The following is a 25,275-nucleotide window of genomic DNA, read 5'->3' as shown; positions in this document are numbered from 1 at the left end:
GTAACTGACTTAACACATAGGTCAGTTGGTTCGGTTGTACAGGGTGACTACAGTGGTAAAGGCGCGATGAGGGACGCTCGCGCCACCGCGCTCCGGGCGCGGACTGAAGGACCGACGGGGAACGGGGAAGGGGGCCGTCATGCTGCCTGCGGACATGGCGATGGGCGGGGTCTCGGCTGCGGCTGCCGCCGACCTGAAGGTCGGCGCGGGGGTGCTCAAGACGTTCAAACAGCGCGTCGACACGCTGTTGAGCGAGTTCGAGGGCTCGGACGGAGCGCCGTCCAAGGTCGGTGGCCAGCGGATCGCGCCGACCTCTCTGCGTGGCGCCGGTACGAAGTTTCCCGAAGCTGACGGTCTCTACCACCAGTACAACGTTGTTCACGAACGGCTCACCTCGCTGGCGAAGACGCTCAGCCTGCAGATCGAGGCGATGGGTATCGCCGCGCATGGCGCGGAGGTCGGCTACGACAATCTCGAGGACGAACAGCGACGCCGGTTCTGGGCCATCCAGTCGAAGATCGAGCATGACCAGCAGGCTGCGGAGCGCGAGAAGGCGGGCGCGCCTGAGCAGCCGCGCAACGACAAGAAGCAGTCGAAGAAGGGATTCGGGCTGTGACTGGGAAGGACGACTGGGACAAGCTGTCCGGCCAGGAACAGAGCAACGTCCAGGTCGGCGCCACCGAAATGACCAGTCGGATGTCCGAGGTCATGCACGACGCTTTCGGTTTCGGCAGGCTCCGTACCCCGGGTCAGAAGTCGAACTTCGAGGACCATGACCTCAACGACATGATCGACATCGTTGAGAACACGAACCCGTCAGACCTCGAGGGCGCCGGTGAGGCCCTGTGGAAGGCACAGAAGGCCATTTCGGACGCGGCGACCGAACTCCGCGGGCACCTGACGGCCGCCGAGGACGACTGGAAGGGCGAGGCGGGCAAGGCCTTCCAGATCTGGGGCAAGGGACTCGCCGGCCACGCGGACGACCTCGCCGACTACGCGAAGGCCGCGGGCGTCCAGATCACGTCCGCCGGTACGGGCCTGGCGTCCGTGCGCAGCGCCATGCCGCCCCGGGACAGTCGTCTCGTACGGAAGTCGGTCGGCGACATCCCGGTGGTCGCGCGGGTAGAGACCAACGACGAGTACACCGCGGCTACGAAGGTTGAGGGCCATCGCCAAGAGGCCATCAACCAGATGAACCGGCTGTCGTCGTACTACGTCGTCTCCGAGGAGTCGCTGAAGGGGCTGGAACCTCCCACGTTCGAGGCTATGCCTAATGTGGGGGTGCCGAAGCCGGCGGGGGGCGACGCTATCCCGATTGACTCCAGGGCACCCCGGGGCACGACGCAGCATCATGCGTCGAGCACCGATGGCACGGTAGAGCAACGCCACACGACCGGTGTCCCGCACGCGGACATCGGCTTGCAACCGGTCAAGGACGTCCCCGACTCGACCACCCGGCAGGTCCCAGAAGTCGGAACGGCAATCGACAGCGTCGACACGCTTCCTCAGCAGACGCCGACTCCCGTGACCAGCACTACCACCCCGACGACGCCGACAACCAGCCCGCAAGGTGTCCCGCTTCCTCCTTATGCCCAGGGGGTGCCAAATCCCCTGGCCAAGGGTCCTGTGGGACGAGCGTTCGGTACGACCGGCATGCCGAGGAATCCAGCGACCGCACAAGGACGAGCCGGAACCCCCGGACCTGCTTCGGCTCGAGGCCTGGGCCAGAGCGGCACCAACCCGTTGGGGCGCCCCAACGCGACCGGCCAGGCTGTCGCCAAGGGCGGCATGCCCGGCGGCCGTCCGCCGGCCATGGGGCGCGGAGTCACCGGCGGTATGCCTAAGTCCGGAGGAACCCCGGCCGGCCGCCAAGGCATGGGGCCGACCGGCGCGGGCCGGAGCAACGGTGGCGTCATAGGCGGAAAGCCCACCTCGACCGGTGCGACCGCGAAGACAGGTCCCAAGGTGCCGAGAGCCACGGTCATCGGGGGCGAGGGCGCTGCTGGTTCGCGTTCTTCGACGGGCGGAATCAGCCAGCGGGGCGTCGTGGGCGCGCCGGGCACGAAGAACGGCAACGGCAGGAACCAGACGCCGGGGCGCGGCTCCATTGGCAACTCCGACGGCGTGACTGGTGCTCCCGCGGGACGCAACTCCCCCTCCCGCGCGGGCAGGAACGGCTTCACCGCCGGCGGCTCCGGCCTTGTACGAGGGCCCGAGGGCAACCCGAGTTCCGACCAGGAAGAGGGCGATGGCGTACTGCGGCCCGACTACCTGGTCGGGGACGATCAGACCCATATCCCCAAGAAGCCGCAGCGCGATGTGCCGCCGGTGATCGACTAAGCACGAGCGAGGACAGACGAAGCATGAAGTCAGGGATCACCCGACGCGGCAGATGGACTGTGCCCTTCCTGGGGCGGGTAGGGAGACGCGCGTCCGTGATGGGCGCCGCAGTTGGCGCCCTTGCCGTCATGTCCACCGGGCTGGCTCCGAGCGCCGTTGCCGACGACGTGCATGCCAAGCAGTGGTACTTGGACGACATGCTGGCCCAGCGGCTGTGGAAGGTGAGCACGGGCAAGGGCATAAAGGTCGCGGTGGTCGACTCCGGCGTTAACCCTTCGACCTCTTCCTTGAAGGGCAAGGTGCTGTCGGACGACGTGCCTGCCGCCGCATCGTACGGAGCCACGCGCGACTACGACGGTCACGGCACCACGATGGCGGAGCTCATCGCAGGTTCCGGGGCCGGCGGAGGGCTTCAGGGGCTCGCTCCCGGGGCGAGGATCATTCCGGTGCGGACTCAGCTCACCACGTTGAAGTCCAAGGCCGAGCGCAAGAAGACCGTTTCGGTCCCCGCCGCGATCAGGGCCGCTGCCGACAGCGACGCTCAGATCATCAACCTCTCGATCGGGCGTGAGTACGGGGACGACGCCATGGAGAGTGCCGTCAAGTACGCCGCGAAGAAGGGCAAACTGATGTTTGCCGGCGTCGGGAACAACGGCGACAAGGACAACTTCATCGGTTTCCCGGCCGCGTATCCGGAAGTAGTCGGAATCGGGGCCTCGGACGAATCGGGAACGGTCGGTAAGTTCTCCGAGTCCGGTGATTACATCGACCTCGCCGCTCCCGGCGTGGACGTACCCGTCTGGTGCGACCCGACCTTCAAGCAGTACTGCCCGAGTAAGGGCACGAGCCAGGCAACCGCCATCGCCTCCGCCTCCGCCGCCCTCATATGGTCGGCGCACCCCAAGTGGACGGCCAGCCAGGTACTCCGGGTCCTGATCGACACTGCCGGTCGTGACTGGCCCAGGAACCAGCCGAGCAAGTATCTCGGCTACGGACTGATCAGGCCCGCCCAGAACTTGATCGCCGGCAAGGGGAAGCCGGGCGCTCCCGACGTCGATCCGATCACCAACGAGAAGACGTCAGTTGCCGGTTCCACTACTGGCGCTACCGCCTCCGCCTCCGTACCAGCCTCGTCACAGCCCTCGAAATCCACTTCAGGTGGCGAGACCTCGGCGGCAGGATCGAGTGCGAAGTCCTCGGACGGCAATGACCAGTTGTGGATTGTCCTCGGTGCCGCTGCGGCGGTGGTGGTGATCGGGGGCGGGGCGTTCGCGGTGCTTCGGTCGCGACGTAGTGGCTGACTATCGCTCTCCGGGTTCAGCGCATCGCACTGAGCCCAGGCCAGGTTCTGAGTTTTTTCCTGGCGAGTCGCAACCCAGGCAGTTCCAGAAACAATTGAGGAAGGAAGTCCGGTAATGGCACAGGGCCAGCGGATTACAGACAGCGATCTGATCAAGCTCGAGAAGCACCTGGCGGAGAAGTTCGAGTCGATCAAGGGGCAGCTCGGGCGACTTCAGGGCACCATCGACTCCCTCGAGGGGCACTGGAAGGGTATTGGTGCTCACGCCTTCGACACGAAGCAGACCGAGATTAATGAGCGCATGGTCAAGATCGGAAACCTTCTGGTCTGGTTCATGGACTCGATGAACAAGACCCGGCACATCAAGAACGAAACCGAGGACCAGGTCCGCGCGTCCGTGCAGAGCATCGATGTGGACCTGGGTGGTTCACACTCGGCTCTGAACAGCTACTGAGCGGCGTCTCCTCGTCCCATCGAACTGACCAATACCGAAGAGAGGAACAATCATGGGAATGAACCATGACGAGCTCGTAGTCAAGTACGGCGGACTGGACGCGACGGCCACTGAACTCGGCACCCAGGCCAAGCGACTTGAGGCGGACCTGGCGGAGATCAAGCAGGCAGTGGCCAACGTGGCCGGCCTCTGGGAAGGCGAGGCCCACGAGGCATACGCCCGCAAGCAGGCGGAATGGGACCGCGAAGCGCAGGGCATCCACGCGGCGCTCGAGTCGATCGGGCACAAGGTTCACCAGGCCGGCGGTGACTACATGGGCGGCGACAAGAAGGCCGCGAGCTACTTCGAGTGATCGGCGTCAGCCGATAGACGCATTGGGGTGGGCGCGCGCGGGAGGCGCCCACCCCATCGCTGTGCCGGAGCCGGTACTGACCAACACCAGTAATTAACTTCCGATGAGGAGCACCTCATGCTGCCTTGTCATTGAGAGGGATGTTTACCAGTGACCTTCGGGCCCCCGCCATCGCCCTTTACCCAGTCGCAACGCGTAGCCGTTGAGCGCCGGCGGCGGCGTACGAAGGTGTGGGTTTCCGTAGTCGCCGGGTTGGCTGTGGTCGCCTGCGCAGGTGTGTGGTTCACGTGGGGAGGGCTGCCCGGTGACAACAAGGACGACGCGGTGGGCGGTCAAGCGGCTCCCCGGCAGGCACCGGATGAGGTCAGAGAGACGGTGGAGCAGCCTCCCATGGACCGCTCCGGGCATCTTGGAACCTCCCTGATCGACGCTTTGCCGCCCGGCAAGAACCTCGCGATGCCGGGTACGTGGGCGACGAGCAAGGTTCTCGTCAAGGGGATGAACTCCACGCTTGAAGGAATCAAGGCCGGAACGGATGAGGAGGCCTGGCACTACAGGTTGCCCGGCCTGATTTGCGGTACGACGCGGCACGTGACTACGGACGGTCGAACCGCAATCCTTTTCAGGAGCAGCAAAGGCGAGGACGCGCCTTGCGACCGGTTGGCGCTTTTTTCGCTGAACAAGGGAGAGAAGCTCTGGCAGGTGACTGTTCCCACGCCGAAATCCGGACACAGTTTCAGTGACCCCAACGTGACCCTGACGCGAGGTGTCGTTGCAACCGCATGGGGAGCAGGTTCGGCAGCCTATGACATGGCAGAGGGAAAGCGGCTTTGGGTTCACCAGCGCACTGCCAAATGCAGGGACGGGGGATTTGCGGGAGGTCGGGGGCTTCTCCTCAGGCGCGACTGCGTGAACGAGGCTGAAAAATGGGGGAACAGTCGATACCAAGTGCAGAAGATCGATCCGCAGACAGGTAAGTCTAAATGGACTTACCATGTCGCTGACGGCGTCAACCTTGTGTATCTCGCGTCGTCCGAGCCGCCCGTAGTCGCTGTCGCGGCAGGTGATGCGGGTCTGACCGACCTGATCTCGCTGGACGGCAGGGGGAAGTATCGGGCGACAATTCGCCTTGAGGGTGGCAATTATGAGGTCGATTGCAGTGCTGATCTCGTCAACGAGAGTTCTGTCGAAGACTGTGCGCACGTAGTGGTCGGGCGCAAACAGGCTTTCATTACGAGCGGTGAACGGGTCGAGGGAATCAATCACACCTCGAACTGGATTGTTTCATTCGACCTTGCTACCGGGAGGACGGACCTCAAGTTCGATTCGGGGCAGGACCAGATGATCTACCCGATCCGAATGAGCGGCGATCAAGTTCTCGCGTTCAGGCGGAGCACGGACAACTTCGCACCGTCTTCGGTCGTGAGTCTCGACCCGAAAACAGGAGTCATCACTCCGTATTACTACTTCAACGTGCTGGCTGAGGCGAATTTCATGGATCCGAAACTTGACGACATTGTCTTCGAGCATGGGCGGATCTACTTTGCGGCGAGGGAGCTGCAAGGGGTGAGTAAGGGCGGGAAGGCAGCGCGACTGTGGGGGGCTGTGGGTATCGAGAGCGTTTCTGTGCAGCGTCCGTCGAGCTGAGGTAGGCCCTCTCGGCCCCACCACTGGAGCCCTCCGCCACCTGGCTCGCGGAGGGCTCTTCGGCCGCGCTGCGGCCCCCAACGACTAGTCGGCCGCAGGTGCCTCTCCACGCGCCACATCCTCCAGATCGAACTCCCCGTCCCGAGCCCCCAGCACGAACGCAGTCCACTCCGCTTCCGTGTACCGCAGCACCGTCTCCGGCTCCACCGACGACCGCATCGCAACGGCGCCCGCCGGCAGATACGCGATCTCGACGCGCTCCTCGTGGTCCTCGGTGCCGGGGGCGCTGTGCCATTCGGCGTCGGAGATGTCGAGGGCGTAGAGCTCGTTCTTCTCCCGCTCCTTGCGCGCCTTGACGTCCTCCGGGGACTCGTCAGCGGCCTTGCTTCCCGCACCCTGCTCGGCGCCCTGCACTGCCTCGGCCATGATCCGGGCCCCTTCCCGATGTACGTACCTGCCCTGCGCCAAGCCTACTTGGGGCAGCCGGACGTGCGAGGCGCGTCACACGACTTGCACCTCCGGAGTCCTCAGATACAGATACGGCCTCAGCCGCAGCCCACGTCCTTCATCGCCGCGGGAAGGTACGCCTTCAGAAGTGAGCGGAGCGCATCGCGTCGCTCGGGCACGTCCTTGAGCGCCAGTTGCTTCAACTCGATGTTCGCGACGAACTGTTGCCGCTTCCCGCCGTACACGCACGTGGCCACGGCCAGGGCTCCGCGGTCCGCGACGCGGGCGTCCTGGCCGATGTCCGTGGCGGCAGGGTGGCCAAGGCCTCGCATGTCGCGCTGGTTCACCGCGATGACATCGGTGCCGGCCGGAACCACATCGCCGGAGAAATACACGACGAGATCCCCGTCGACCTTCAGCTGGCAACGCGGCTGCGTGGGGCCGAAGTCGTAGTCCCGTTCGGTCAGTTTCCTGCCGTCGGGCAGGAGCGGGGACAGCAGACCGGAGCCCACCTGGACTCCGCATGCGGCCTTGGGCACCGCGTAGTCCTTCTCGGATGAACCGGTGCATGCCGCGGCGGTGAGCATCACCAGAACCGCGGCGACACCCCACCGCTTCGACAGTGCGCTCCGCCTCACTGATCGCCCGCCAGTCCTCGAGCCCGCGCGTTGCCGTCAAAGGCAGCCGCGTTGATCTCGTTGGTCAACGTGTAGGAATTGTTCTCGGTCCGGCCGGGGTTGGCCGTGGCCCAGATTTTCGCCAGGGACTCCAGCTGGCCTTCACGGCCCGTGAAGGTCTTGCCGTTCTGCTGGTGGTTCTCGTCGTCGATACGGCCCTGCTCGTCCTGCTGCCACTGGTAGGTGATTGCGTCGACGCCGCGCTGTGCGGCGTCGACGACCACCGGAATGAAGTTCGCTGCGCCGCCGATGCCGTGGTAGGCCCACTTCGCCTTCCAGGACGGGTCTTCCTTGTCGGTGTCCAGCGCCTGATAACGCGCCTCCTCCAGGAACCCGACGGTCGCGCCGGCCCGCTGCAGCGTCTCCTTGGGATCACTCGGGTGATCGGTGTTGATGTCGTGGACGATCTCGCGGTTCAGCCCGTCGTTCAGCTGCTGCCGGTAGTCGATCAGTTCGCTACGGGTGTCGCCGAGGATTTTGGCGATGGAGTTGGCCTGCGTATGCGCATCGGCGAACTCCCCGGCGGTCTTGTCCACGAACTCACGCGACACCGTGGCGTTGGCGCCGTGCCAGTTCGCCTTGTCGGCCTTGGCTTTGAGGTCACGCTCGGCGTCGTCCTGAAGGGACTTGAGGTTGACGACCATTTCCTCCCAGTCGCCGACGGCCTCACCCAGGGCGGAAAAGTTGCCGTAACGGAGCGCGTCGAGGTCCATCAGTTGCCCCGCTTCTCGTCAAAGCCCTTGTCCAGGGTGGAGATGCTGCTGATGACGCCGTAGATGTGCTCCTCGTCGCCCTTGTGCGCGCCCTGGGTGTAGTCGAGGTGGTTCGAGATGTGGGCGCAGGCGTCGAGGAGGGACTGCACCTGGTCCACCCAGCGCTCAGCGACATGGTCCAGGGCCTTGCCGACGGCGAACTCCGACTTGAGTCCCCCGGCGGCCTTCATCGAGGAGATCCGGGCATGGTCGCTCTCCCGGTCCATGCGGGTACGGAGCCGGAACGCCGCATCTCCGATCGCGGCCAGATCGGGAAAGTTGACCGTCAGGTCGCCCTGAGGATTACCCCCACCGCCGCCGCCCGGGTCGGCAAGCTGGTTCAACTGCATCTTGGCGTTCCCCTTGTGCAGGGCTTCCGCCTTGAGCTGCTCCCATTCGTCCCAGGCCATCTACTGACCCCTTCCCCCGTGTCACTGATGTGCTCCCGTAGGGCCCGTCTCCCTCCATGAGGGAGACGGGCACTTCACAGCACATCCAACTGACCAGAGTGACCTGGTCAGTTCAAGCGACCTTGCCCAACCATGACGATCTCAATACGTCACTGGTCCGACGGGACCAGTCCCGTCTGGACAAGCGGCTTCCCCCGCTTGCGAGACACGAACACGCCGCGGCCCGCCGGCATCGGCCGAGGCCGCACCCCACCGAGGAGGTCGCCCTCGCCGGGGTCGCCCGCGAGGACGAGGCCCTGGGCGCCGAGCTCCTTCATGCGCTGGATGAACGGCTCGTACGCGGCCCGGCCGCCGCCCGCCGAGGAGCGGGCGATGATGAAGCGGACGCCGACGTCCCGCGCGAACGGGAGCAGTTCGGTCAGGCCCGACAGCGGGTTCCCGCTCGACGTGGACACCAGGTCGTAGTCGTCGATGATCACGAAGACGTTCGGACCGCGCCACCAGCTGCGGTCCCGCAATTGCTGCGCCGTCACCTCGGCCGTCGGCGTACGCCGCTGCATGAGGTCGGCGAGCGCGTCCATGTGGTGCCCCATCGAGTTCGACATGGGGATGTACTCCGCCAGGTGCGAGGGCGGGGTCACATCCAGCAGGGCGCGGCGGTTGTCGACCACGAAGAGCTTGCACGAGTCGCCGTCGTAGCGCTCGGTGAGGCGCTTGATGAGCAGGCGCAGCAGGTTCGACTTGCCGGACTCGCTCTCTCCGAAGATGAGGAAGAACGGGTCCTGTTCGAAGTCGAGGAACACCGGTTCCAGGTTGTCCTCGTCGAGCGCGAAGGACACGCCGCGGTCCGGGAACAGGTTCCCCGGGGGCAGCCGGTCCGCCGCGAACTCGCGCGGAAGCAGCCGCACCTCGGGGGCGCCGGGCGCCGTCCAGTGCCGCGTCACCTCGGCGGTCAGCGCCGCCGTGGCCTCGGCCAGGTCCGTGTCCGACGACAGACCGTCGATCCGCGGGACCGCCGCCATGAAGTGCTGCTTCTGCGGTGACTGGCCGCGGCCGGGCACGCCCGTCGGCACGTTCGCGGCGACCTTGCGGTCGAACTCGGAGTCCATCGTGTCGCCGAGCCGCAGCTCGAGGCGGTTCATGAGGTGGTCCTTCATGTTCGCCCTGACCTCCATGGACCGCGAGGCCGTCAGCACCAGGTGGATGCCGTAGCCCAGGCCGCGGGCCGCGATGTCGAGCACCGCGGGCTCCAGACCCTCGTAGTCCGTCCGGAAGTTGCCCCAGCCGTCGATGACGAGGAAGACGTCACCCCACGGCTGGTCGGTGACCGAGATGTCGCCGCGCGCCCTGCGTGCGCGGAAGTCGCCGATCGAGGCGATGCCGGAGGAGCGGAAGTACTCCTCGCGGCGCATCATCACGCCGTAGACCTCGGAGACCGTGCGGCGCACCTTTTCGGGGTCGAGGCGCGAGGCCACCCCGCCGACATGCGGCAGCCCGGCGACGGCCGACAGACCGCCACCACCGAAGTCGAGTCCGTAGAACTGCACTTCGTACGGGGTGTGCGTCAGGGCGAACGAGGCGATGAGCGACCGCAGCAGCGTCGACTTGCCGGACTGCGGGCCGCCCAGGATCTGCATATGGCCGGCCGCACCCGAGAAGTCGCACCACAGCGGGTCGCGCCGCTGCTCGTACGGCTTGTCGACGAGACCCGCCGGGACGATGAGCCGCCCCGCGCCCTCGTAGCCGGGCTGCGTGAGCCCGCGGCCCTGCACGGCGGCGAGGCCGGGAAGGAGGCTGTCGAGCGACGGCGGGCTGTCCAGGGGCGGCAGCCACACCTGGTGGGCGGCCGGACCCTGCGCCTCGAGCCGGCGCACGATCACGTCGAGCACGGTGTCCGCGAGCGCGTCGTCGGTCGTGGGCGCGGCCTCGGAGCGCTGCTGGGGCACGGCCACGTACTGCACCGGCACCTCGGCCGCGGTGAACAGCACCGGCCGCCGGTCCACGGGAAGCGGCCCGCCCGCCACCGCGGTCTGCGCGGAACCGGAGCGGTAGGTCCCGGACACGTACGCCGCCTTGAAGCGGACCATCTCGTCCGTGCCGTACTTCAGGAAGCCGGAACCCGGTACGTTCGGCAGCTCGTACGCGTCGGGCACGCCGAGCGCCGCGCGGGACTCCGCGGCCGAGAACGTCCGCAGACCGATCCGGTACGAGAGGTAGGTCTCCAGGCCGCGCAGCCGGCCCTCTTCGAGGCGCTGGGAGGCTAGGAGCAGATGCACGCCCAGGGAACGGCCGATGCGACCGATCTGCACGAACATCTCGATGAAGTCGGGCTTGGCCGTCAACAGCTCGCTGAACTCGTCGATCACCAGGACGAGCGACGGGATCGGCTGGAGCGGGGCGCCGGCCGCGCGCGCCTTCTCGTAGTCGTGGATGTTCGCGTAGTTGCCCGCGTCGCGGAGCATCTCCTGGCGGCGGTTGAGCTCACCGCGGATGGAGTCGCCCATGCGGTCGACGAGCGTCAGGTCGTCCGCGAGGTTGGTGATGACCGCCGCGACGTGCGGCATCTGGGCCATGCCCGCGAACGTCGCGCCGCCCTTGAAGTCGGCGAGTACGAAGTTCAGCGTCTCGGAGGAGTGCGTGACCGCGAGGCCGAGGACGAGGGTGCGCAGGAGCTCCGACTTTCCGGAACCCGTCGCACCGACGCACAGGCCGTGCGGGCCCATGCCCTCCTGTGCCGCTTCCTTGAGGTCGAGCATGACGGGCCGGCCGTCCTCGCCGACGCCGATCGGCACGCGCAGCCGCTCCGCCTGCGAGCGCGGGCGCCACGTGCGCTTGGTGTCCACGGACGCGGCGTCGCCGAGGCTCAGCAGATCCGTGAAGTCCAGGTTCGCCAGCAGCGGTTCGTCGTCGTCGCCGCCCGAGGCCATGCGCAGCGGCGCCAACTGCCGCGCCAGCGCGTCCGCGGCCTCGTACGACAGCAGGTCGGGCGTGCCCTCGTAGACCATGCCGTGCGCCGACTCCAGCGTCAGAGAGCGGGGCTGAACGACGATCGAGAGGTCGCCGCGGCCCGCCGTCAGCTCACCGGGAACGACCTCGACGACGGACACACCCTGCAGGCCCTCGGGGCTGGCAAGCATCGACACCGGCGGCAGGGACACGCCGTCGAGCACGACGACGAGGTGCGGCTGCTCGGGGACGGGCGCACCACCGGGGTGGAAGCGCGGACGGCCCTGGAGGCGTGTGGTCAGCATCGCCTCCAGCTCCATCGGGTCGGTGGTGATCAGACGGCGGCTGCCCGCGCCGTCCGTCTGGCCCGCGGCCTGGCTGTGCGGAAGCCACTTGGCCCACTCCCACTGCCGTGCGGCCTCCCGGCCCGTCGCCACGGCGATCACCAGGTCCTGGGGGGAGTGCAGCGACGCGAGCGAGGCGACGACGGCGCGGGCCGTGCCGCGCACCGTCTGCGGCTCGCCGCTGACCGTCACGTGGTAGAAGGCCCGCAGCGAGACCGCCATCGGCAGGTCCTCGAGCGTGCCGTGCGCGGCGAGGAAACGCTGCATCGCGCCCGCCGTCAGCGGCTCCAACTCGTCGACGGGCGCGGTCTGCGGGGGAACCAGCGGAGTGGCGAGCCCCTGCGGGCCGAGGCCGACGCGCACCTGCCCGAAGTCCTCGTCGCCCGTGCGCCGCTCCCAGACGCGGCTGCCCTCGGCGACGAGCGCCCACAACTGCTCGGGGGAGGGGTGCAGGTAGTACTGCGCGTCGCGTTGCTTCCTCGCGGTCTTCGTGGCGTCGCGCCGGGTTTGCGACAGATAACGCAGATAGTCGCGGCGCATGTCCGACATCTGACCCTGCGAGCCGCGCCGGTAGCGCACCAGCATCGCGATGCCCATGGCCAGGGTCGACGCGATCATCACCATGCCCATGATCTTCATGAACGGCCCGCCCTGGCCGTTGAAGAAGAACACGACGGATCCGCCCATGCCGAGCATCGGCAGGAGCTGCATCATCGCGCCTTCCTGCTGCCCGCGCGGCAGCTCGGGCGGAGGCTGCAGGACCACCTCTTCCGTGGGCACTTCGGACGGCAGCGCCCGAGGCGGGCGCTTCACGACGATGTGACTCACTTCGCACCAATTCCCTTGCCGGACCGAGGTGTTCCGTCCGCCGCCCCGTGTCAGGCGGACGTCGATCGTGATTTGCGATCCTACTGACGGTCGCTGACAACGGTGGGCGGTAGGGTGCCGGAGGTGCAGTCGAGCACCGTGGATCGCCCGAAGAATCAGGGCATTTCACGCGGCTGGGAGCGAGCAGGACCGCCAACGCCGGTCCTGGAAGCCTCGTTGACGGGCGGCGGGGACGCGCGCGAGCGGCGTACACAACACCTCCACATCCGGCTGCATCACCGGACACACCAACCGAGGGGGAACAGCAGGTGAGCATGACGGCTTCCGCTTCCGCGACGGCCGGCGCGACCGGCGGAGCGGGCACCGGAGCCCCTTCGGGGGCCGGCACGGGCCTCGGCTTCTGCCGCGTCACCATCGTCGCGCCCGACAGCCGGATCGACGTGGCGCTTCCCGACGACGTCCCGGTCGCCGACCTCAATCCGGAAATCCTGCGGCTCTCCCAGCAGAGCCCCGCCGAGGGCGCACCGGTCGGCTACCACCTCGTACGCCGCGACGGCACCGTCCTCGACAGCGCCCGGTCCTTCGCCGCGCAGCGCATCCTCGACGGCGAGCTGCTCACCCTGCGCCCGTTCTCCGAGTCGCTGCCGCCGGCCGTCTTCGACGACGTCTCCGAAGCGGTCGCCTCGGCCGTCACCCGCGACCGCACCCTGTGGAACGGCGACCTGACCCGCGGCGCGGGGCTCATCGGCGGCGGCGTCCTGCCCGCGCTCCTGGCCTTCGTCACGTGGACGGCCGAGCCGCACCACGACATGTACAGCCTCCAGGGCGTCCTCGCCGCGGTGGCCGGCCTCCTCCTCGTCGTCCTCGCCTGTGTCCGCGCCAGGGTCTACGACGACCGCGGCTCGGCCATCGCGCTCGGCCTCGGCGCCCTGCCGAACGTGGCGGTGGCGGGCTCCGGCCTGCTGCCCCTCGGCGACCACCAGGGAATCGGCAGGCTCCAGTTCCTGCTGGCCTGCACGGCCGTACTGCTCGCCTCCGTGGTCCTCACCCTGGTCTCGCCGGGCGGCGACGGTCCCTTCGTGGCCTTCGTCTTCGCGTCGGCGGTCGGCGTACTCACGACCTTCATCGCCATCCTCACGGACCTGACGGCCGTGGAGACCGCCGGCCTGTGCGCGCCGCTCTCCGTGGGCGCCCTCGCGTTCCTGCCCGGCCTGTCCATGCGCTTCGCCCGCCTGCCCATCGGCTTCGAACCCCCGAGCACGGCCCGTGGCGAGTACGGCGACGACCCCACGAACCAGGAGCCCGTCGACGCCGACCGCATCGCGGCCCAGGCCCGCCGCGGCCACGAGCTGCTCGTCGGCCTGGTCGGCGGCTGCGCCCTGGTGTCCGTCGGCGCCGCCGCCGTCCTCGGCTTCTCGCACGACGTATGGGGCCAGCTCCTCGCCTTCGCCACCGGCGTCGCGATGCTGATGCGCGCCCAGCTCTTCCGCTACACCGCGCAGGTCGCCTCCCTCCTGGCGGCGGGACTCGCCGCCCTCGTCCTGCTGGGCCTCGGCCTCTCGCTCCACCCGCCGCTCGACTACCTGGACGACTTCTTCAGGAAGGGCGACAGCACCGCCCTCGACATCCGCACGGTCTGGCTAGTCGCGGTGATCGCGGCGGCCACGGCGCTGATCACATCGATCGGCCTGATCACGCCCCGCCGCGGAGTCAGCCCCTTCTGGGGACGCTTCATGGAGATCGCGGAGACGTTCGTCCTGCTCACGCTGGTCCCGCTGACGCTCGCGGTCTTCGACGTGTACGTGAAGGCCCGCTCCATGGCCGGCTGACCGGACGGTCGGGAGCACACGGAGCGGCTGGTACGCTGTGTGACGGCCGTTTGTGTACGCGCCCTCAGGTCTCCGGTTTCCCCGGAATCTGAAGACTGCGCCCAGCGGACCTCGCCTCCCGAGTAACGGAAGCTCCCCTGAGATGTGGACCAGGGGCACTCGGTGGCCACGAACAGACTACGAGGAGTACGCGTGTCGCTCGACGCCGCTACGAAGAAGCAGATCATCACCGAGTTCGGTCAGAAGGAGGGCGACACCGGCTCCCCCGAGGTCCAGGTCGCCATGCTGTCCCGCCGGATCTCGGACCTGACCGAGCACCTCAAGACGCACAAGCACGACCACCACTCCCGTCGTGGTCTGCTGATCCTGGTCGGCCAGCGTCGCCGCCTTCTGCAGTACCTGGCCAAGAAGGACATCCAGCGCTTCCGTACGCTGGTCGAGCGCCTCGGCATCCGCCGCGGTGCGGCCGGCGCCCGCTAAGACGCCGTGAAGGGAGCGGTTCCCACCGACAGGGGGCCGCTCCCTTTGCTGTACGTGCGAAGTGTCACAGGCGCTTTGTAGTCTGGACGCACGAACAAAAGCACCACCGCAGCACCACACACGCATCACCACACGCATGCACCGCTTCGATGCACCGCACCCGGTTGCACCGCATCACGCGACGCATCACCGCACGAGGAGAAGCGCACCCGCGCCGCCGCCGGTCCTCGGTAGTGGCCCCCGGGAGACGGATCCCGTCCACCCCGGGTGCTTCGATCGAAGACCGGCCCGCACACAAGGCGCGCTTCTCCGGCCCCGTCCCTCCGCCACACGGGCGGAACGGGACAAAAGACGAAAAGTAACGGAGAAAACGCTAGTGGAGAACGAGACCCACTACGCCGAGGCCGTCATCGACAACGGCACCTTCGGCACCCGCACCATCCGCTTCGAGACGGGCCGTCTGGCCCGTCAGGCAGCCGGCTCCGCCGTGGCGTACCTGGACGACGACACCATGGTGCTGTCGGCCACGAGCGCCTCGAAGAAGCCCAAGGACCAGCTCGACTTCTTCCCCCTCACGGTGGACGTCGAGGAGCGGATGTACTCGGCCGGCAAGATCCCCGGCTCCTTCTTCCGCCGTGAGGGCCGCCCCTCCGAGGACGCGGTCCTGACCTGCCGCCTCATCGACCGCCCGCTGCGTCCGTCCTTCAAGAAGGGCCTTCGCAACGAGATCCAGGTCGTCGAGACGGTCATGGCGCTCAACCCCGACCACCTGTACGACGTGATCGCCATCAACGCCGCCTCCTGCTCCACGCAGCTGGCCGGCCTGCCCTTCTCCGGCCCGGTCGGCGGCACCCGTGTCGCGCTGATCAAGGGCCAGTGGGTCGCGTTCCCGACGCACACCGAGCTCGAGGACGCCGTCTTCGACATGGTCGTCGCCGGTCGCGTCCTCGAGGACGGCGACGTCGCGATCATGATGGTCGAGGCCGAGGCCACCGAGAAGACCATCGAGCTCGTCAAGGGCGGCGCCCAGGCGCCGACCGAAGAGGTCGTCGCGGCCGGTCTCGAGGCCGCGAAGCCCTTCATCAAGGTCCTCTGCAAGGCCCAGTCGGAGCTGGCAGCCAAGGCCGCCAAGCCGACCGGCGAGTTCCCGATCTTCCTCGACTTCGAGGACGACGTACTCGAGGCCCTCACGGCCGCCGTCAAGACCGAGCTCGCCCAGGCGCTCACCATCGCCGGCAAGCAGGACCGCGAGGCCGAGCTGGACCGCGTCAAGGGTCTGGCCGCCGAGAAGCTGCTCCCGAAGTTCGAGGGCCGCGAGAAGGAGATCTCGGCGGCGTACCGCGCGCTGACGAAGTCCCTGGTCCGCGAGCGCGTCATCAAGGACAAGGTCCGCATCGACGGCCGCGGCGTCACGGACATCCGTACGCTCGCCGCCGAGGTCGAGGCCATCCCGCGCGTGCACGGCTCGGCGCTCTTCGAGCGTGGCGAGACTCAGATCCTGGGCGTCACCACCCTCAACATGCTCCGTATGGAGCAGCAGCTGGACACCCTTTCCCCGGTGACCCGCAAGCGCTACATGCACAACTACAACTTCCCGCCCTACTCGGTCGGCGAGACGGGCCGCGTCGGCGCCCCGAAGCGCCGCGAGATCGGCCACGGTGCGCTCGCCGAGCGCGCCATCGTGCCGGTCCTGCCGACGCGCGAGGAGTTCCCGTACGCGATCCGTCAGGTCTCCGAGGCCCTCGGTTCCAACGGCTCGACGTCCATGGGCTCGGTCTGCGCCTCCACCATGTCGCTGCTGAACGCCGGTGTGCCGCTGAAGGCCCCCGTCGCCGGTATCGCCATGGGCCTGATCTCCCAGGAGATCAAGGGCGAGACGCACTACGTCGCCCTCACCGACATCCTCGGTGCGGAGGACGCCTTCGGTGACATGGACTTCAAGGTCGCCGGCACCAAGGACTTCGTCACCGCTCTCCAGCTCGACACCAAGCTGGACGGCATCCCGGCCTCCGTCCTGGCCGCGGCCCTCAAGCAGGCCCGCGACGCCCGCCTCCACATCCTCGACGTGATGATGGAAGCGATCGACACGCCGGACGAGATGTCCCCGAACGCCCCGCGGATCATCACGGTCAAGATCCCCGTGGACAAGATCGGTGAGGTCATCGGCCCGAAGGGCAAGATGATCAACCAGATCCAGGAGGACACCGGCGCCGACATCACGATCGAGGACGACGGCACCATCTACATCGGTGCCGCCGACGGCCCGGCGGCCGAGGCCGCCCGCGCCACGATCAACTCGATCGCCAACCCGACCATGCCGGAGGTCGGCGAGCGTTACCTGGGCACCGTCGTGAAGACGACGACCTTCGGTGCGTTCGTGTCCCTGCTCCCGGGCAAGGACGGTCTGCTGCACATCTCGCAGATCCGCAAGCTGGCCGGCGGCAAGCGCGTGGAGAACGTCGAGGACGTTCTCGGCGTGGGCGCCAAGGTCCAGGTCGAGATCGCCGAGATCGACTCCCGCGGCAAGCTCTCCCTCATCCCCGTCGTCGAGGGCGAAGAGGGCGACGAGACGAAGGACGACACCGACAAGTGACGTCCCGTAGCTCCAAGGCGACGGCCCGCACCTCCTCGGAGGCGCGGGCCGTCGCCCGTACCCAAACCCTGATCAAGGGCGAGAACGGCATCGGTACGGTCCGTAGGACCACCCTCCCCGGCGGCCTGCGCATCGTCACCGAGACGCTGCCCTCCGTACGCTCCGCGACCTTCGGTATCTGGGCGAACGTCGGCTCCCGCGACGAGACGCCCACGCTCAATGGCGCGACGCATTACCTCGAGCACCTGCTCTTCAAGGGCACCTCTCGCCGGAGCGCCCTCGACATCTCCTCCACGATCGACGCGGTCGGCGGCGAGATGAACGCCTTCACGGCGAAGGAGTACACGTGCTATTACGCGCGCGTGCTCGACACCGACCTCCCCCTCGCGATCGACGTCGTCTGCGACATGCTGACCGGCTCCCTCATCGAGGAGGCGGACGTCGACGCCGAGCGCGGCGTGATCCTCGAAGAGATCGCGATGACGGAGGACGACCCGGGCGACTGCGTGCACGACCTGTTCGCGCACACGATGCTCGGCGACACCCCGCTCGGCCGCCCGGTCCTCGGCACGGTCGACACGATCAACGCACTGAACCGCGGCCAGATCGCCCGCTTCTACAAGAAGCACTACGACCCGACGCACCTCGTCGTCGCCGCCGCGGGCAACGTCGACCACAACAAGGTCGTACGCCAGGTGCGTGCCGCCTTCGAGAAGGCCGGCGCCCTCACCCGCACCGACGCCGTCCCCATGGCCCCGCGTGACGGCCGCAAGCCTGTGCGCGCAGCGGGCCGCATGGAGCTCCTCGGCCGCAAGACCGAGCAGGCCCACGTCATCCTCGGCATGCCGGGCCTCGCCCGCACCGACGAGCGCCGCTGGGCCATGGGCGTCCTCAACACCGCCCTGGGCGGCGGCATGTCGTCCCGCCTCTTCCAGGAGGTCAGGGAGAAGCGCGGCCTCGCCTACAGCGTGTACTCGTACACCTCGGGCTTCGCGGACTGCGGCCTCTTCGGGGTCTACGCGGGATGCCGGCCCAGCCAGGTCCACGACGTGCTCAAGATCTGCCGGGACGAGCTCACCCACGTCGCGGAGCACGGCCTGTCCGACGACGAGATCAGCCGCGCCATCGGCCAGCTCTCCGGCTCCACGGTCCTCGGCCTCGAGGACACCGGCGCGCTCATGAACCGCATCGGCAAGAGCGAGCTCTGCTGGGGCGAGCAGATGTCCGTCAGCGACATGCTGGAGGAGATCGCCTCGGTCACCCCAGACGAGGTGCGCGCGGTGGCCCGAGACATCCTGGGGCAGCGCCCCTCGCTGTCGGTCATCGGCCCGCTCAAGGACAAGCAGGCGGCGCGCCTGCACGAAGCGGTGGCGTAGCCCACCCGTTCGCAACTCGCGTAAGGAACGAAGAAGATGAGCAAGCTGCGCGTGGCGGTCCTCGGCGCCGGGGGCCGTATCGGCTCCGAGGCCGTACGGGCCGTCGAGGCCGCCGACGACATGGAACTGGTCGCGGCCCTCGGCCGGGGCGACAAGCTGGAGACCCTCACGGAGTCCGGCGCCCAGGTCGCGGTCGAACTGACCACGCCCGACTCGGTGATGGACAACCTCGACTTCTGCGTACGCCACGGCATCCACGCCGTCGTCGGCACCACCGGCTGGACCGACGACCGTCTCGCCCGGCTCACCACCTGGCTCGCGGACTCCCCGCGGACCGGTGTGCTCATCGCCCCGAACTTCTCCATCGGGGCCGTCCTCACCATGAAGTTCGCCGAGGCCGCGGCGCCCTACTTCGAGTCCGTCGAGGTCATCGAGCTGCACCACCCGAAGAAGGTGGACGCGCCCAGCGGCACGGCCGCCCGTACCGCGCAGCTCATCGCGGCGGCCCGCGAGAAGGCCGGCAGCGCCTCGCAGCCGGATGCCACGGAAACCGCTCTCGACGGCGCCCGCGGCGCGGACGTCGACGGCGTCCCGGTCCACTCCGTGCGCATGCGCGGCCTCCTCGCCCACCAGGAGGTCCTCCTGGGCGGCGAGGGCGAGACGCTGACCATCCGGCACGACTCCCTGCACCACAGCAGCTTCATGCCAGGCATCCTGCTCGGCGCCCGCCGCGTCGTGACCACTCCCGGCCTCACCTTCGGCCTGGAACACTTCCTCGACCTGAACGTCTGACGGACCTCATGCGCGCAAAGCTCACCTACCTCGTCACCGCCCTCGTCCTGGTCTTCTACTTCGTCCTGGTCGGCAGCCGTGGCCTGCTCCTCATCGAGCAGGGCACCCTGCTCACCGTCACGTTCGGCGTGTCCGTGCTGATCCTGCCGGTGATCGGCCTGTGGTTCCTCTGGGCCAACACCCAGTTCGTCCGCAAGGCGAACCGTCTCGCCGATCTCCTGGAGGCCGAGGGCGGCCTGCCCGTGGACGAGCTGCGCCGTGACCAGTACGGCCGCATCGACCGCGACTCCGCCGACGAGGTCTTCGCCCGCCGCAAGGCGGAGGCGGAGGACACCCCGGGGGACTGGCGCTGCTGGTTCCGCCTCGCCGTGGCCTACCGCGACGCCCGGGACACCCCGCGCGCCCGCAAGGCGATGCAGCGCGCCATCGCCCTTCAGGAGGGCAGGACGGTCAGCGTCTGAGGACGTGTGAGTCCCCAGTACACGTGAAGGGCCGCGCCGGTGTTCCGGCGCGGCCCTTCACGTGTGCCTCGTTCAGGCGTGCTGCGGCCGGTACTCCTCGGCCCACACCTCGATCGTGTCCGACGCCCGGTCGAAGGCCTCGGTCCGCGCGAGGAAGTCCGCGCCGTGACTGGTGACCAGCGCCGAGCTCTCATCGGCCTTGTCCCGCCGTACGAGGAGCAGTGCCTGCCCCTGCACCGTGCGGGGGAGTCCCAGCCAGCGGACCGGCTGCTGGACCGTACGGACCGTCACGACCTGGGCCCACGGAACCGTCTGGGTCTGGAAGAAGGCCACACGGCGCAGGCCGTGCGCGCTCACCCATGTACCCATCCGCAGCAGCCGCAGGGCCGCCCCGATGATGAGCAGCGCGACGAGAGCGCACGACGCGCCCCCGCCGAGACCACCCGTGAAGGCGATGATCACCGCGGCGAACATGACGTACGAGGCGAGCAGCAGGAGCAGTGCGGCGAATCCCACGCGCCACGGCCCCGGCCGGTAGGGACGCCGCCATCGGTCGCGATCGTCGAAAGGCAGCGCGACGTCGTCGGCCACCTCGTCAAAAGCGCGGTCGGCCGTCAGGAAGGGCAGGGGCACGACTGGTCCTCACTCAATCCACGCTGTATTCGGGCTGTGCCCGGTGAGGCTACCTAGGCGTGCGCCCGCCTTCCACCCCTGGGGGGCCGGACGGGGGTAGGCCGGTCAGCGACCGTCGGACGCTTCGGACTGCTGCGTGTGCGCCGGTGCCTGACCGGACGAGAGGGCGGGCATCCCCAGGAGCAGGGCGCCCACGAGCCCGGCGACGACGGTGAGGCCGACGAGCGAGCGACCGGCGATCTGGCCGGCCGACGCGCGTTCGCGCGGGGGCGGAGTGACGTTACTGCGGAACTTGTCGGCTTCGGCGATGAAGGCGAACGGAACGGGCTCGCGCCGACGGAACATGGGTGCTGCTTCTCCTCGTCAAGATCGAAACGTTCGGATCATGGAACGGCTCCGGCCGTCGAATGGGCTCAGAGCTCCGAGAGCGGCGAACGAACCGCCCCGTTACCCATACAGACGCACGGATGCCCCAAAAGGTGCCCTGTTTCGCCGAATTAACAGAAGTTCGGCGATGTTCGGATCGGAATGTCGCGAGGCGCGACCGAATGCCCCGTTGTCATAGCCTGCCCGTAGAGTGGGCGCCGCCCGAGCGAAGTGATGGAAGGACCCCTCGAACCGTGACCGAAACCCCTGCTGACGACCTCAAGCCGACCTTCCGCGGCGACGTGACGGTCGAGCTCGTCAAGCACACCGCAAGCGACACCGACGTGCTGTTCGCCGCCCGCGTCTCCACCGCGGGAGAGCAGTCCCTCGACGAGCTGACCAAGGACCCGGAGCGCTCCAAGGGCCTGATCAACTTCCTGATGCGGGACCGTCACGGCAGCCCCTTCGAGCACAACTCGATGACGTTCTTCATCAACGCCCCGATCTTCGTGTTCCGCGAGTTCATGCGACACCGCGCGGGCTGGTCGTACAACGAGGAGTCGGGCCGCTACAGGGAGCTCCAGCCGGTCTTCTACGTCCCGGAGGCCTCCCGCAAGCTGGTGCAGCAGGGCCGCCCCGGCAAGTACCAGTTCGTCGAGGGCACGCAGGGGCAGCAGGAGCTCACCGGCCGCGTGATGGAGGACTCGTACCGCCAGGCGTACGAGGCGTACCAGGAGATGCTCGCCGCGGGCGTCGCCCGCGAGGTGGCCCGTTCGGTCCTCCCGGTCGGCCTTTTCTCCTCGATGTACGCGACGTGCAACGCACGCTCACTGATGCACTTCCTCGGCCTGCGCACCCAGCACGAGCTGGCAAAGGTCCCGTCCTTCCCGCAGCGGGAGATCGAGATGGTCGGCGAGAAGATGGAGGCGGAGTGGGCCGAGCTCATGCCGCTCACCTACGCCGCATTCAACGGGAACGGCCGGGTCGCGCCGTAGTCAGGGAAACCAGGATTCGGTACAGATGTACGGTTCAGCCGTGCGAAGTGTCCGTATTGCGGCATTTCGGAAAGTTCATCTAGCCTGATCAAACGGACCCGGCACTGCTTGAACCCCCGAGCAGGCAGTGCCGGGATCCACCTCCGCCACACTCCCTGGCATCCCCCGAGGGGGGACCGCGCGCTGAGCAGCGAGTAGCGTATTACCCATGGCTCCGACCTCCACTCCGCAGACCCCCTTCGGGCGGGTCCTCACCGCTATGGTCACGCCGTTCGCGGCGGACGGCGCACTTGACCTCGACGGCGCGCAGCGACTCGCCGCCCACCTGGTGGACGCAGGCAACGACGGACTCGTCGTCAACGGCACCACCGGCGAGTCCCCGACCACCAGCGACGCGGAGAAATCGGATCTCGTACGAGCCGTACGACAGGCGGTCGGCGACCGCGCCCATGTCATCGCCGGCGTCGGTACGAACGACACCCGCCACAGCATCGAGCTCGCCCGCGCCGCCGAAAAGGCCGGAGCGCACGGCCTGCTCACGGTGACGCCGTACTACAACAAGCCCCCGCAGGAAGGCCTCCTGCGACACTTCACCGCGATCGCCGACGCCACCGAGCTGCCGGTGATGCTGTACGACATCCCGGGCCGCAGCGGCGTACCCATCAACACCGAGACGATCGTCCGCCTCGCGGAGCACCCGCGCATCGTCGCCAACAAGGACGCCAAGGGCGACCTCGGCCGCGCCAGCTGGGCCATCGCCCGCTCCGGCCTCGCCTGGTACTCCGGCGACGACATGCTCAACCTGCCGCTGCTCTCCGTGGGCGCGGTCGGCTTCGTCTCCGTCGTCGGCCATGTCGTCACCCCCGACCTGCGCGCCATGCTCGACGCGTTCGTCAGCGGCGACGTGCAGAAGGCCACCGAGATCCACCAGAAGCTGCTCCCGGTCTTCACCGGCATGTTCCGCACGCAGGGCGTCATCACGACCAAGGCGGCACTCGCCCTCCAGGGCCAGCCCGCCGGTCCGCTGCGCCTGCCCCTCGTGGAGCTGACGCCCGACGAGACCGCCCAGCTCAAGATCGATCTCGCCGCGGGCGGGGTACAGCTCTAAACACAGACTTCACAACTGAATACGCACGACGGCAGGACACCGCTCCTGCACCCACACAAGACAACTGCTACTGCACGAACGTCACGCGCGCCACGTGCCTAACAGGTACGTGGCGCGCGTGGTGAGGAGAGTCTTTTGAGTCATCCGCATCCTGAACTGGGCGCCCCGCCGAAGCTCCCGAAGGGCGGCCTGCGCGTCACCCCGCTCGGCGGCCTCGGTGAGATCGGCCGCAACATGACGGTCTTCGAGTACGACGGCCGCCTGCTCATCGTCGACTGCGGCGTGCTCTTCCCCGAGGAGGAGCAGCCCGGCATCGATCTGATCCTGCCGGACTTCACGTCCATCAGGGACCGCCTCGACGACATCGACGGCATCGTGCTCACGCACGGCCACGAGGACCACATCGGCGGCGTCCCCTACCTCCTGCGCGAGAAGCCGGACATCCCGCTGATCGGCTCCAAGCTGACGCTCGCCCTCATCGAGGCGAAGCTCCAGGAGCACCGCATCCGCCCGTACACGCTCGAGGTCGCCGAGGGCGACCGCGAACGCCTGGGCCCCTTCGACTGCCAGTTCGTAGCGGTCAACCACTCCATCCCGGACGCGCTCGCGGTCGCCATCCGCACGCCGGCCGGCATGGTCGTCCACACCGGCGACTTCAAGATGGACCAGCTCCCGCTGGACCGCCGCCTCACCGACCTCCCCACGTTCGCCAAGCTCGGCGAGGAAGGCATCGACCTTCTCCTCACCGACTCCACGAACGCCGAGGTCCCGGGCTTCGTCCCGCCCGAGCGCGACATCTCGAACGTGATCCGCGGCGTCTTCGCGGGCGCTCAGAAGCGCATCATCGTCGCGTCCTTCGCGAGCCACGTGCACCGCATCCAGCAGATCCTGGACGCCGCTCACGAGTACGGCCGCCGGGTCGCCTTCGTCGGCCGCTCGATGGTGCGCAACATGGGTATCGCCCGTGACCTCGGCTACCTGAAGGTCCCGCCGGGCCTGGTCGTGGACGTCAAGACGCTCGACGACCTCCCGGACAACGAGATCGTGCTCGTGTGCACCGGCTCGCAGGGCGAACCGATGGCCGCGCTGTCCCGCATGGCCAACCGCGACCACCAGATCCGGATCGTCTCCGGCGACACGGTGATCCTGGCGTCGTCCCTGATCCCGGGCAACGAGAACGCGGTCTACCGCGTCATCAACGGCCTGACCCGCTGGGGCGCGAACGTCGTCCACAAGGGCAACGCCAAGGTCCACGTCTCGGGCCACGCCTCGGCCGGCGAGCTGCTGTACTTCTACAACATCTGCAAGCCGAAGAACCTGATGCCGGTCCACGGCGAATGGCGCCATCTGCGCGCCAACGCCGAGCTCGGCGCCCTCACCGGCGTCCCGCACGACCGCATCGTGATCGCCGAGGACGGCGTCGTCGTCGACCTCGTCGAGGGCAAGGCCAAGATCGTCGGAAAGGTCCAGGCCGGTTACGTCTACGTGGACGGCCTCTCGGTCGGTGACGTCGGCGAACCCGCGCTCAAGGACCGCAAGATCCTCGGCGACGAGGGCATCATCTCGGTCTTCGTGGTGGTGGACTCCAGCACCGGCAAGATCACCAGCGGCCCGACCATCCAGGCGCGTGGCTCCGGCATCGACGATTCGGCGTTCAGCGCCGTCATGCCGCGGATCCAGGAAGCCCTGGACAAGTCGGCCCAGGACGGCGTCGTCGAACCCCACCAGCTGCAGCAACTCATCCGCCGCACGCTGGGCAAGTGGGTCTCCGACACCTACCGTCGGCGCCCGATGATCCTCCCGGTCGTCGTGGAGGTCTGAAGCACCTGAGGAGCGGGGCGCCTCGATTTGCATCGGGGCGCCCCGCTCCAGTAGGTTTACGGCTCCGCCCAAGGGGAAACCGGCGCACTCACGTGCCCGATTGAACCTCCCCGAGTGGGCCGGAAATTCCGACTCAGAATCTCTGATAAAGTCGGAACCGCCGGAAAGGGAAACGCAAAAAGCCGAAAGGCCGGAGCGGAAACCTGAAAGGCACCGAGGAAATCGGACGCGAAAGAGTCTGATAGAGTCGGAAACGCAAGACCGAAGGGAAACTGCCCGGAGGAAAGCCTGAGAGAGTCTCTCGGGTGAGTACAAAGGAAGCGT

General features: G+C 67.9%; 22 protein-coding genes. 15 read left to right on the top strand and 7 right to left on the bottom strand.

Annotation, left to right across the window (positions count from 1 at the left end; all coding sequences use genetic code 11):
• The first annotated feature begins 139 nt into the window (after positions 1–139).
• From ACZ67T_RS19765 to ACZ67T_RS19740, 6 genes are all read left to right on the top strand, one after another.
• Complete coding sequence (locus ACZ67T_RS19765) at positions 140–616, top strand: hypothetical protein (RefSeq protein WP_469985573.1); 477 nt, start codon at positions 140–142, stop codon at positions 614–616.
• Positions 613–2,340 (top strand): WXG100 family type VII secretion target, encoded by a 1,728-nt coding sequence (locus ACZ67T_RS19760; RefSeq protein ID WP_469985571.1) that lies wholly within the window; start codon positions 613–615, stop codon positions 2,338–2,340. Before ACZ67T_RS19765 ends, ACZ67T_RS19760 begins: the two co-directional genes overlap by 4 nt.
• A 128-nt stretch (positions 2,341–2,468) precedes the next feature.
• Positions 2,469–3,641, top strand: a complete 1,173-nt coding sequence (locus ACZ67T_RS19755; protein WP_469985570.1) for a S8 family serine peptidase — start codon at positions 2,469–2,471, stop codon at positions 3,639–3,641.
• A 114-nt stretch (positions 3,642–3,755) separates the two neighbouring features.
• Complete coding sequence (locus ACZ67T_RS19750) at positions 3,756–4,094, top strand: WXG100 family type VII secretion target (RefSeq protein WP_266559376.1); 339 nt, start codon at positions 3,756–3,758, stop codon at positions 4,092–4,094.
• Between the two features lie 52 nt (positions 4,095–4,146).
• The gene (locus tag ACZ67T_RS19745) at positions 4,147–4,446 is read left to right on the top strand and encodes a WXG100 family type VII secretion target (protein ID WP_469985568.1); all 300 of its coding nucleotides are present in this window, start codon (positions 4,147–4,149) and stop codon (positions 4,444–4,446) included.
• A gap of 150 nt (positions 4,447–4,596) precedes the next feature.
• The gene (locus tag ACZ67T_RS19740; protein ID WP_469985566.1) at positions 4,597–6,093 is read left to right on the top strand and encodes an outer membrane protein assembly factor BamB family protein; all 1,497 of its coding nucleotides are present in this window, start codon (positions 4,597–4,599) and stop codon (positions 6,091–6,093) included.
• 84 nt (positions 6,094–6,177) lie between these two features.
• Here the strand turns inward: ACZ67T_RS19740 and ACZ67T_RS19735 are convergent, their stop codons facing one another.
• The 5 genes from ACZ67T_RS19735 to eccCa all read right to left on the bottom strand — a co-directional run bounded on the left by ACZ67T_RS19735 (position 6,178) and on the right by eccCa (position 12,497).
• Complete coding sequence (locus ACZ67T_RS19735) at positions 6,178–6,519, bottom strand: DUF397 domain-containing protein (RefSeq protein ID WP_469985564.1); 342 nt, start codon at positions 6,517–6,519, stop codon at positions 6,178–6,180.
• A 119-nt stretch (positions 6,520–6,638) separates the two neighbouring features.
• Positions 6,639–7,178: a hypothetical protein gene (locus ACZ67T_RS19730; protein ID WP_469985562.1), complete on the bottom strand. Its 540-nt coding sequence runs from the start codon at positions 7,176–7,178 to the stop codon at positions 6,639–6,641.
• Positions 7,175–7,930 carry a hypothetical protein gene (locus tag ACZ67T_RS19725; protein WP_469985560.1) on the bottom strand — a complete coding sequence of 252 codons (756 nt, stop codon included), beginning with the start codon at positions 7,928–7,930 and terminating at the stop codon, positions 7,175–7,177. Before ACZ67T_RS19725 ends, ACZ67T_RS19730 begins: the two co-directional genes overlap by 4 nt.
• Positions 7,930–8,379 carry a hypothetical protein gene (locus tag ACZ67T_RS19720; RefSeq protein ID WP_469985559.1) on the bottom strand — a complete coding sequence of 150 codons (450 nt, stop codon included), beginning with the start codon at positions 8,377–8,379 and terminating at the stop codon, positions 7,930–7,932. The genes ACZ67T_RS19725 and ACZ67T_RS19720 overlap by 1 nt, the downstream gene beginning before the upstream one ends.
• 149 nt (positions 8,380–8,528) lie before the next feature.
• Positions 8,529–12,497: a type VII secretion protein EccCa gene (gene eccCa / locus ACZ67T_RS19715; RefSeq protein WP_469985558.1), complete on the bottom strand. Its 3,969-nt coding sequence runs from the start codon at positions 12,495–12,497 to the stop codon at positions 8,529–8,531.
• Between the two features lie 314 nt (positions 12,498–12,811).
• On the opposite strand from eccCa, the gene eccD reads away from it, so the two are divergent.
• From eccD to ACZ67T_RS19685, 6 genes are all read left to right on the top strand, one after another.
• On the top strand, positions 12,812–14,326 hold the full coding sequence (gene eccD / locus ACZ67T_RS19710; RefSeq protein ID WP_469985556.1) for a type VII secretion integral membrane protein EccD: 1,515 nt from the start codon (positions 12,812–12,814) through the stop codon (positions 14,324–14,326).
• 192 nt (positions 14,327–14,518) lie between these two features.
• Complete coding sequence (gene rpsO, locus ACZ67T_RS19705; RefSeq protein WP_116509164.1) at positions 14,519–14,806, top strand: 30S ribosomal protein S15; 288 nt, start codon at positions 14,519–14,521, stop codon at positions 14,804–14,806.
• A 376-nt stretch (positions 14,807–15,182) separates the two neighbouring features.
• On the top strand, positions 15,183–17,399 hold the full coding sequence (locus ACZ67T_RS19700; RefSeq protein WP_469985554.1) for a polyribonucleotide nucleotidyltransferase: 2,217 nt from the start codon (positions 15,183–15,185) through the stop codon (positions 17,397–17,399).
• Positions 17,396–18,775 carry a M16 family metallopeptidase gene (locus tag ACZ67T_RS19695; protein WP_469985553.1) on the top strand — a complete coding sequence of 460 codons (1,380 nt, stop codon included), beginning with the start codon at positions 17,396–17,398 and terminating at the stop codon, positions 18,773–18,775. The genes ACZ67T_RS19700 and ACZ67T_RS19695 overlap by 4 nt, the downstream gene beginning before the upstream one ends.
• 36 nt (positions 18,776–18,811) lie before the next feature.
• Positions 18,812–19,567 (top strand): 4-hydroxy-tetrahydrodipicolinate reductase, encoded by a 756-nt coding sequence (dapB, locus tag ACZ67T_RS19690; protein ID WP_469985551.1) that lies wholly within the window; start codon positions 18,812–18,814, stop codon positions 19,565–19,567.
• A gap of 8 nt (positions 19,568–19,575) precedes the next feature.
• Positions 19,576–20,028: a tetratricopeptide repeat protein gene (locus ACZ67T_RS19685; RefSeq protein WP_469985549.1), complete on the top strand. Its 453-nt coding sequence runs from the start codon at positions 19,576–19,578 to the stop codon at positions 20,026–20,028.
• Between the two features lie 72 nt (positions 20,029–20,100).
• Here the strand turns inward: ACZ67T_RS19685 and ACZ67T_RS19680 are convergent, their stop codons facing one another.
• Positions 20,101–20,661, bottom strand: coding sequence for a PH domain-containing protein (locus ACZ67T_RS19680; protein WP_469985547.1), 561 nt, complete (start codon positions 20,659–20,661; stop codon positions 20,101–20,103).
• Between the two features lie 105 nt (positions 20,662–20,766).
• Positions 20,767–21,006, bottom strand: coding sequence for a hypothetical protein (locus ACZ67T_RS19675; protein ID WP_227297627.1), 240 nt, complete (start codon positions 21,004–21,006; stop codon positions 20,767–20,769).
• 275 nt (positions 21,007–21,281) lie between these two features.
• Between ACZ67T_RS19675 and thyX the strand changes: the two genes are divergently transcribed.
• The 3 genes from thyX (at position 21,282) to ACZ67T_RS19660 (ending at position 24,951) form a co-directional block, all read left to right on the top strand.
• Complete coding sequence (gene thyX, locus ACZ67T_RS19670; protein ID WP_469985545.1) at positions 21,282–22,022, top strand: FAD-dependent thymidylate synthase; 741 nt, start codon at positions 21,282–21,284, stop codon at positions 22,020–22,022.
• 208 nt (positions 22,023–22,230) lie between these two features.
• Complete coding sequence (dapA, locus tag ACZ67T_RS19665) at positions 22,231–23,130, top strand: 4-hydroxy-tetrahydrodipicolinate synthase (RefSeq protein ID WP_326773827.1); 900 nt, start codon at positions 22,231–22,233, stop codon at positions 23,128–23,130.
• A gap of 135 nt (positions 23,131–23,265) precedes the next feature.
• On the top strand, positions 23,266–24,951 hold the full coding sequence (locus ACZ67T_RS19660; RefSeq protein WP_469985543.1) for a ribonuclease J: 1,686 nt from the start codon (positions 23,266–23,268) through the stop codon (positions 24,949–24,951).
• Positions 24,952–25,275 lie beyond the last annotated feature (324 nt).

The sequence above is a fragment of the Streptomyces sp. NPDC107517 genome, assembly GCF_055582645.1.
The sequence above is the reverse complement of the archived record's forward strand: the minus strand, read 5'-3'. Positions and strand labels throughout refer to the sequence as shown.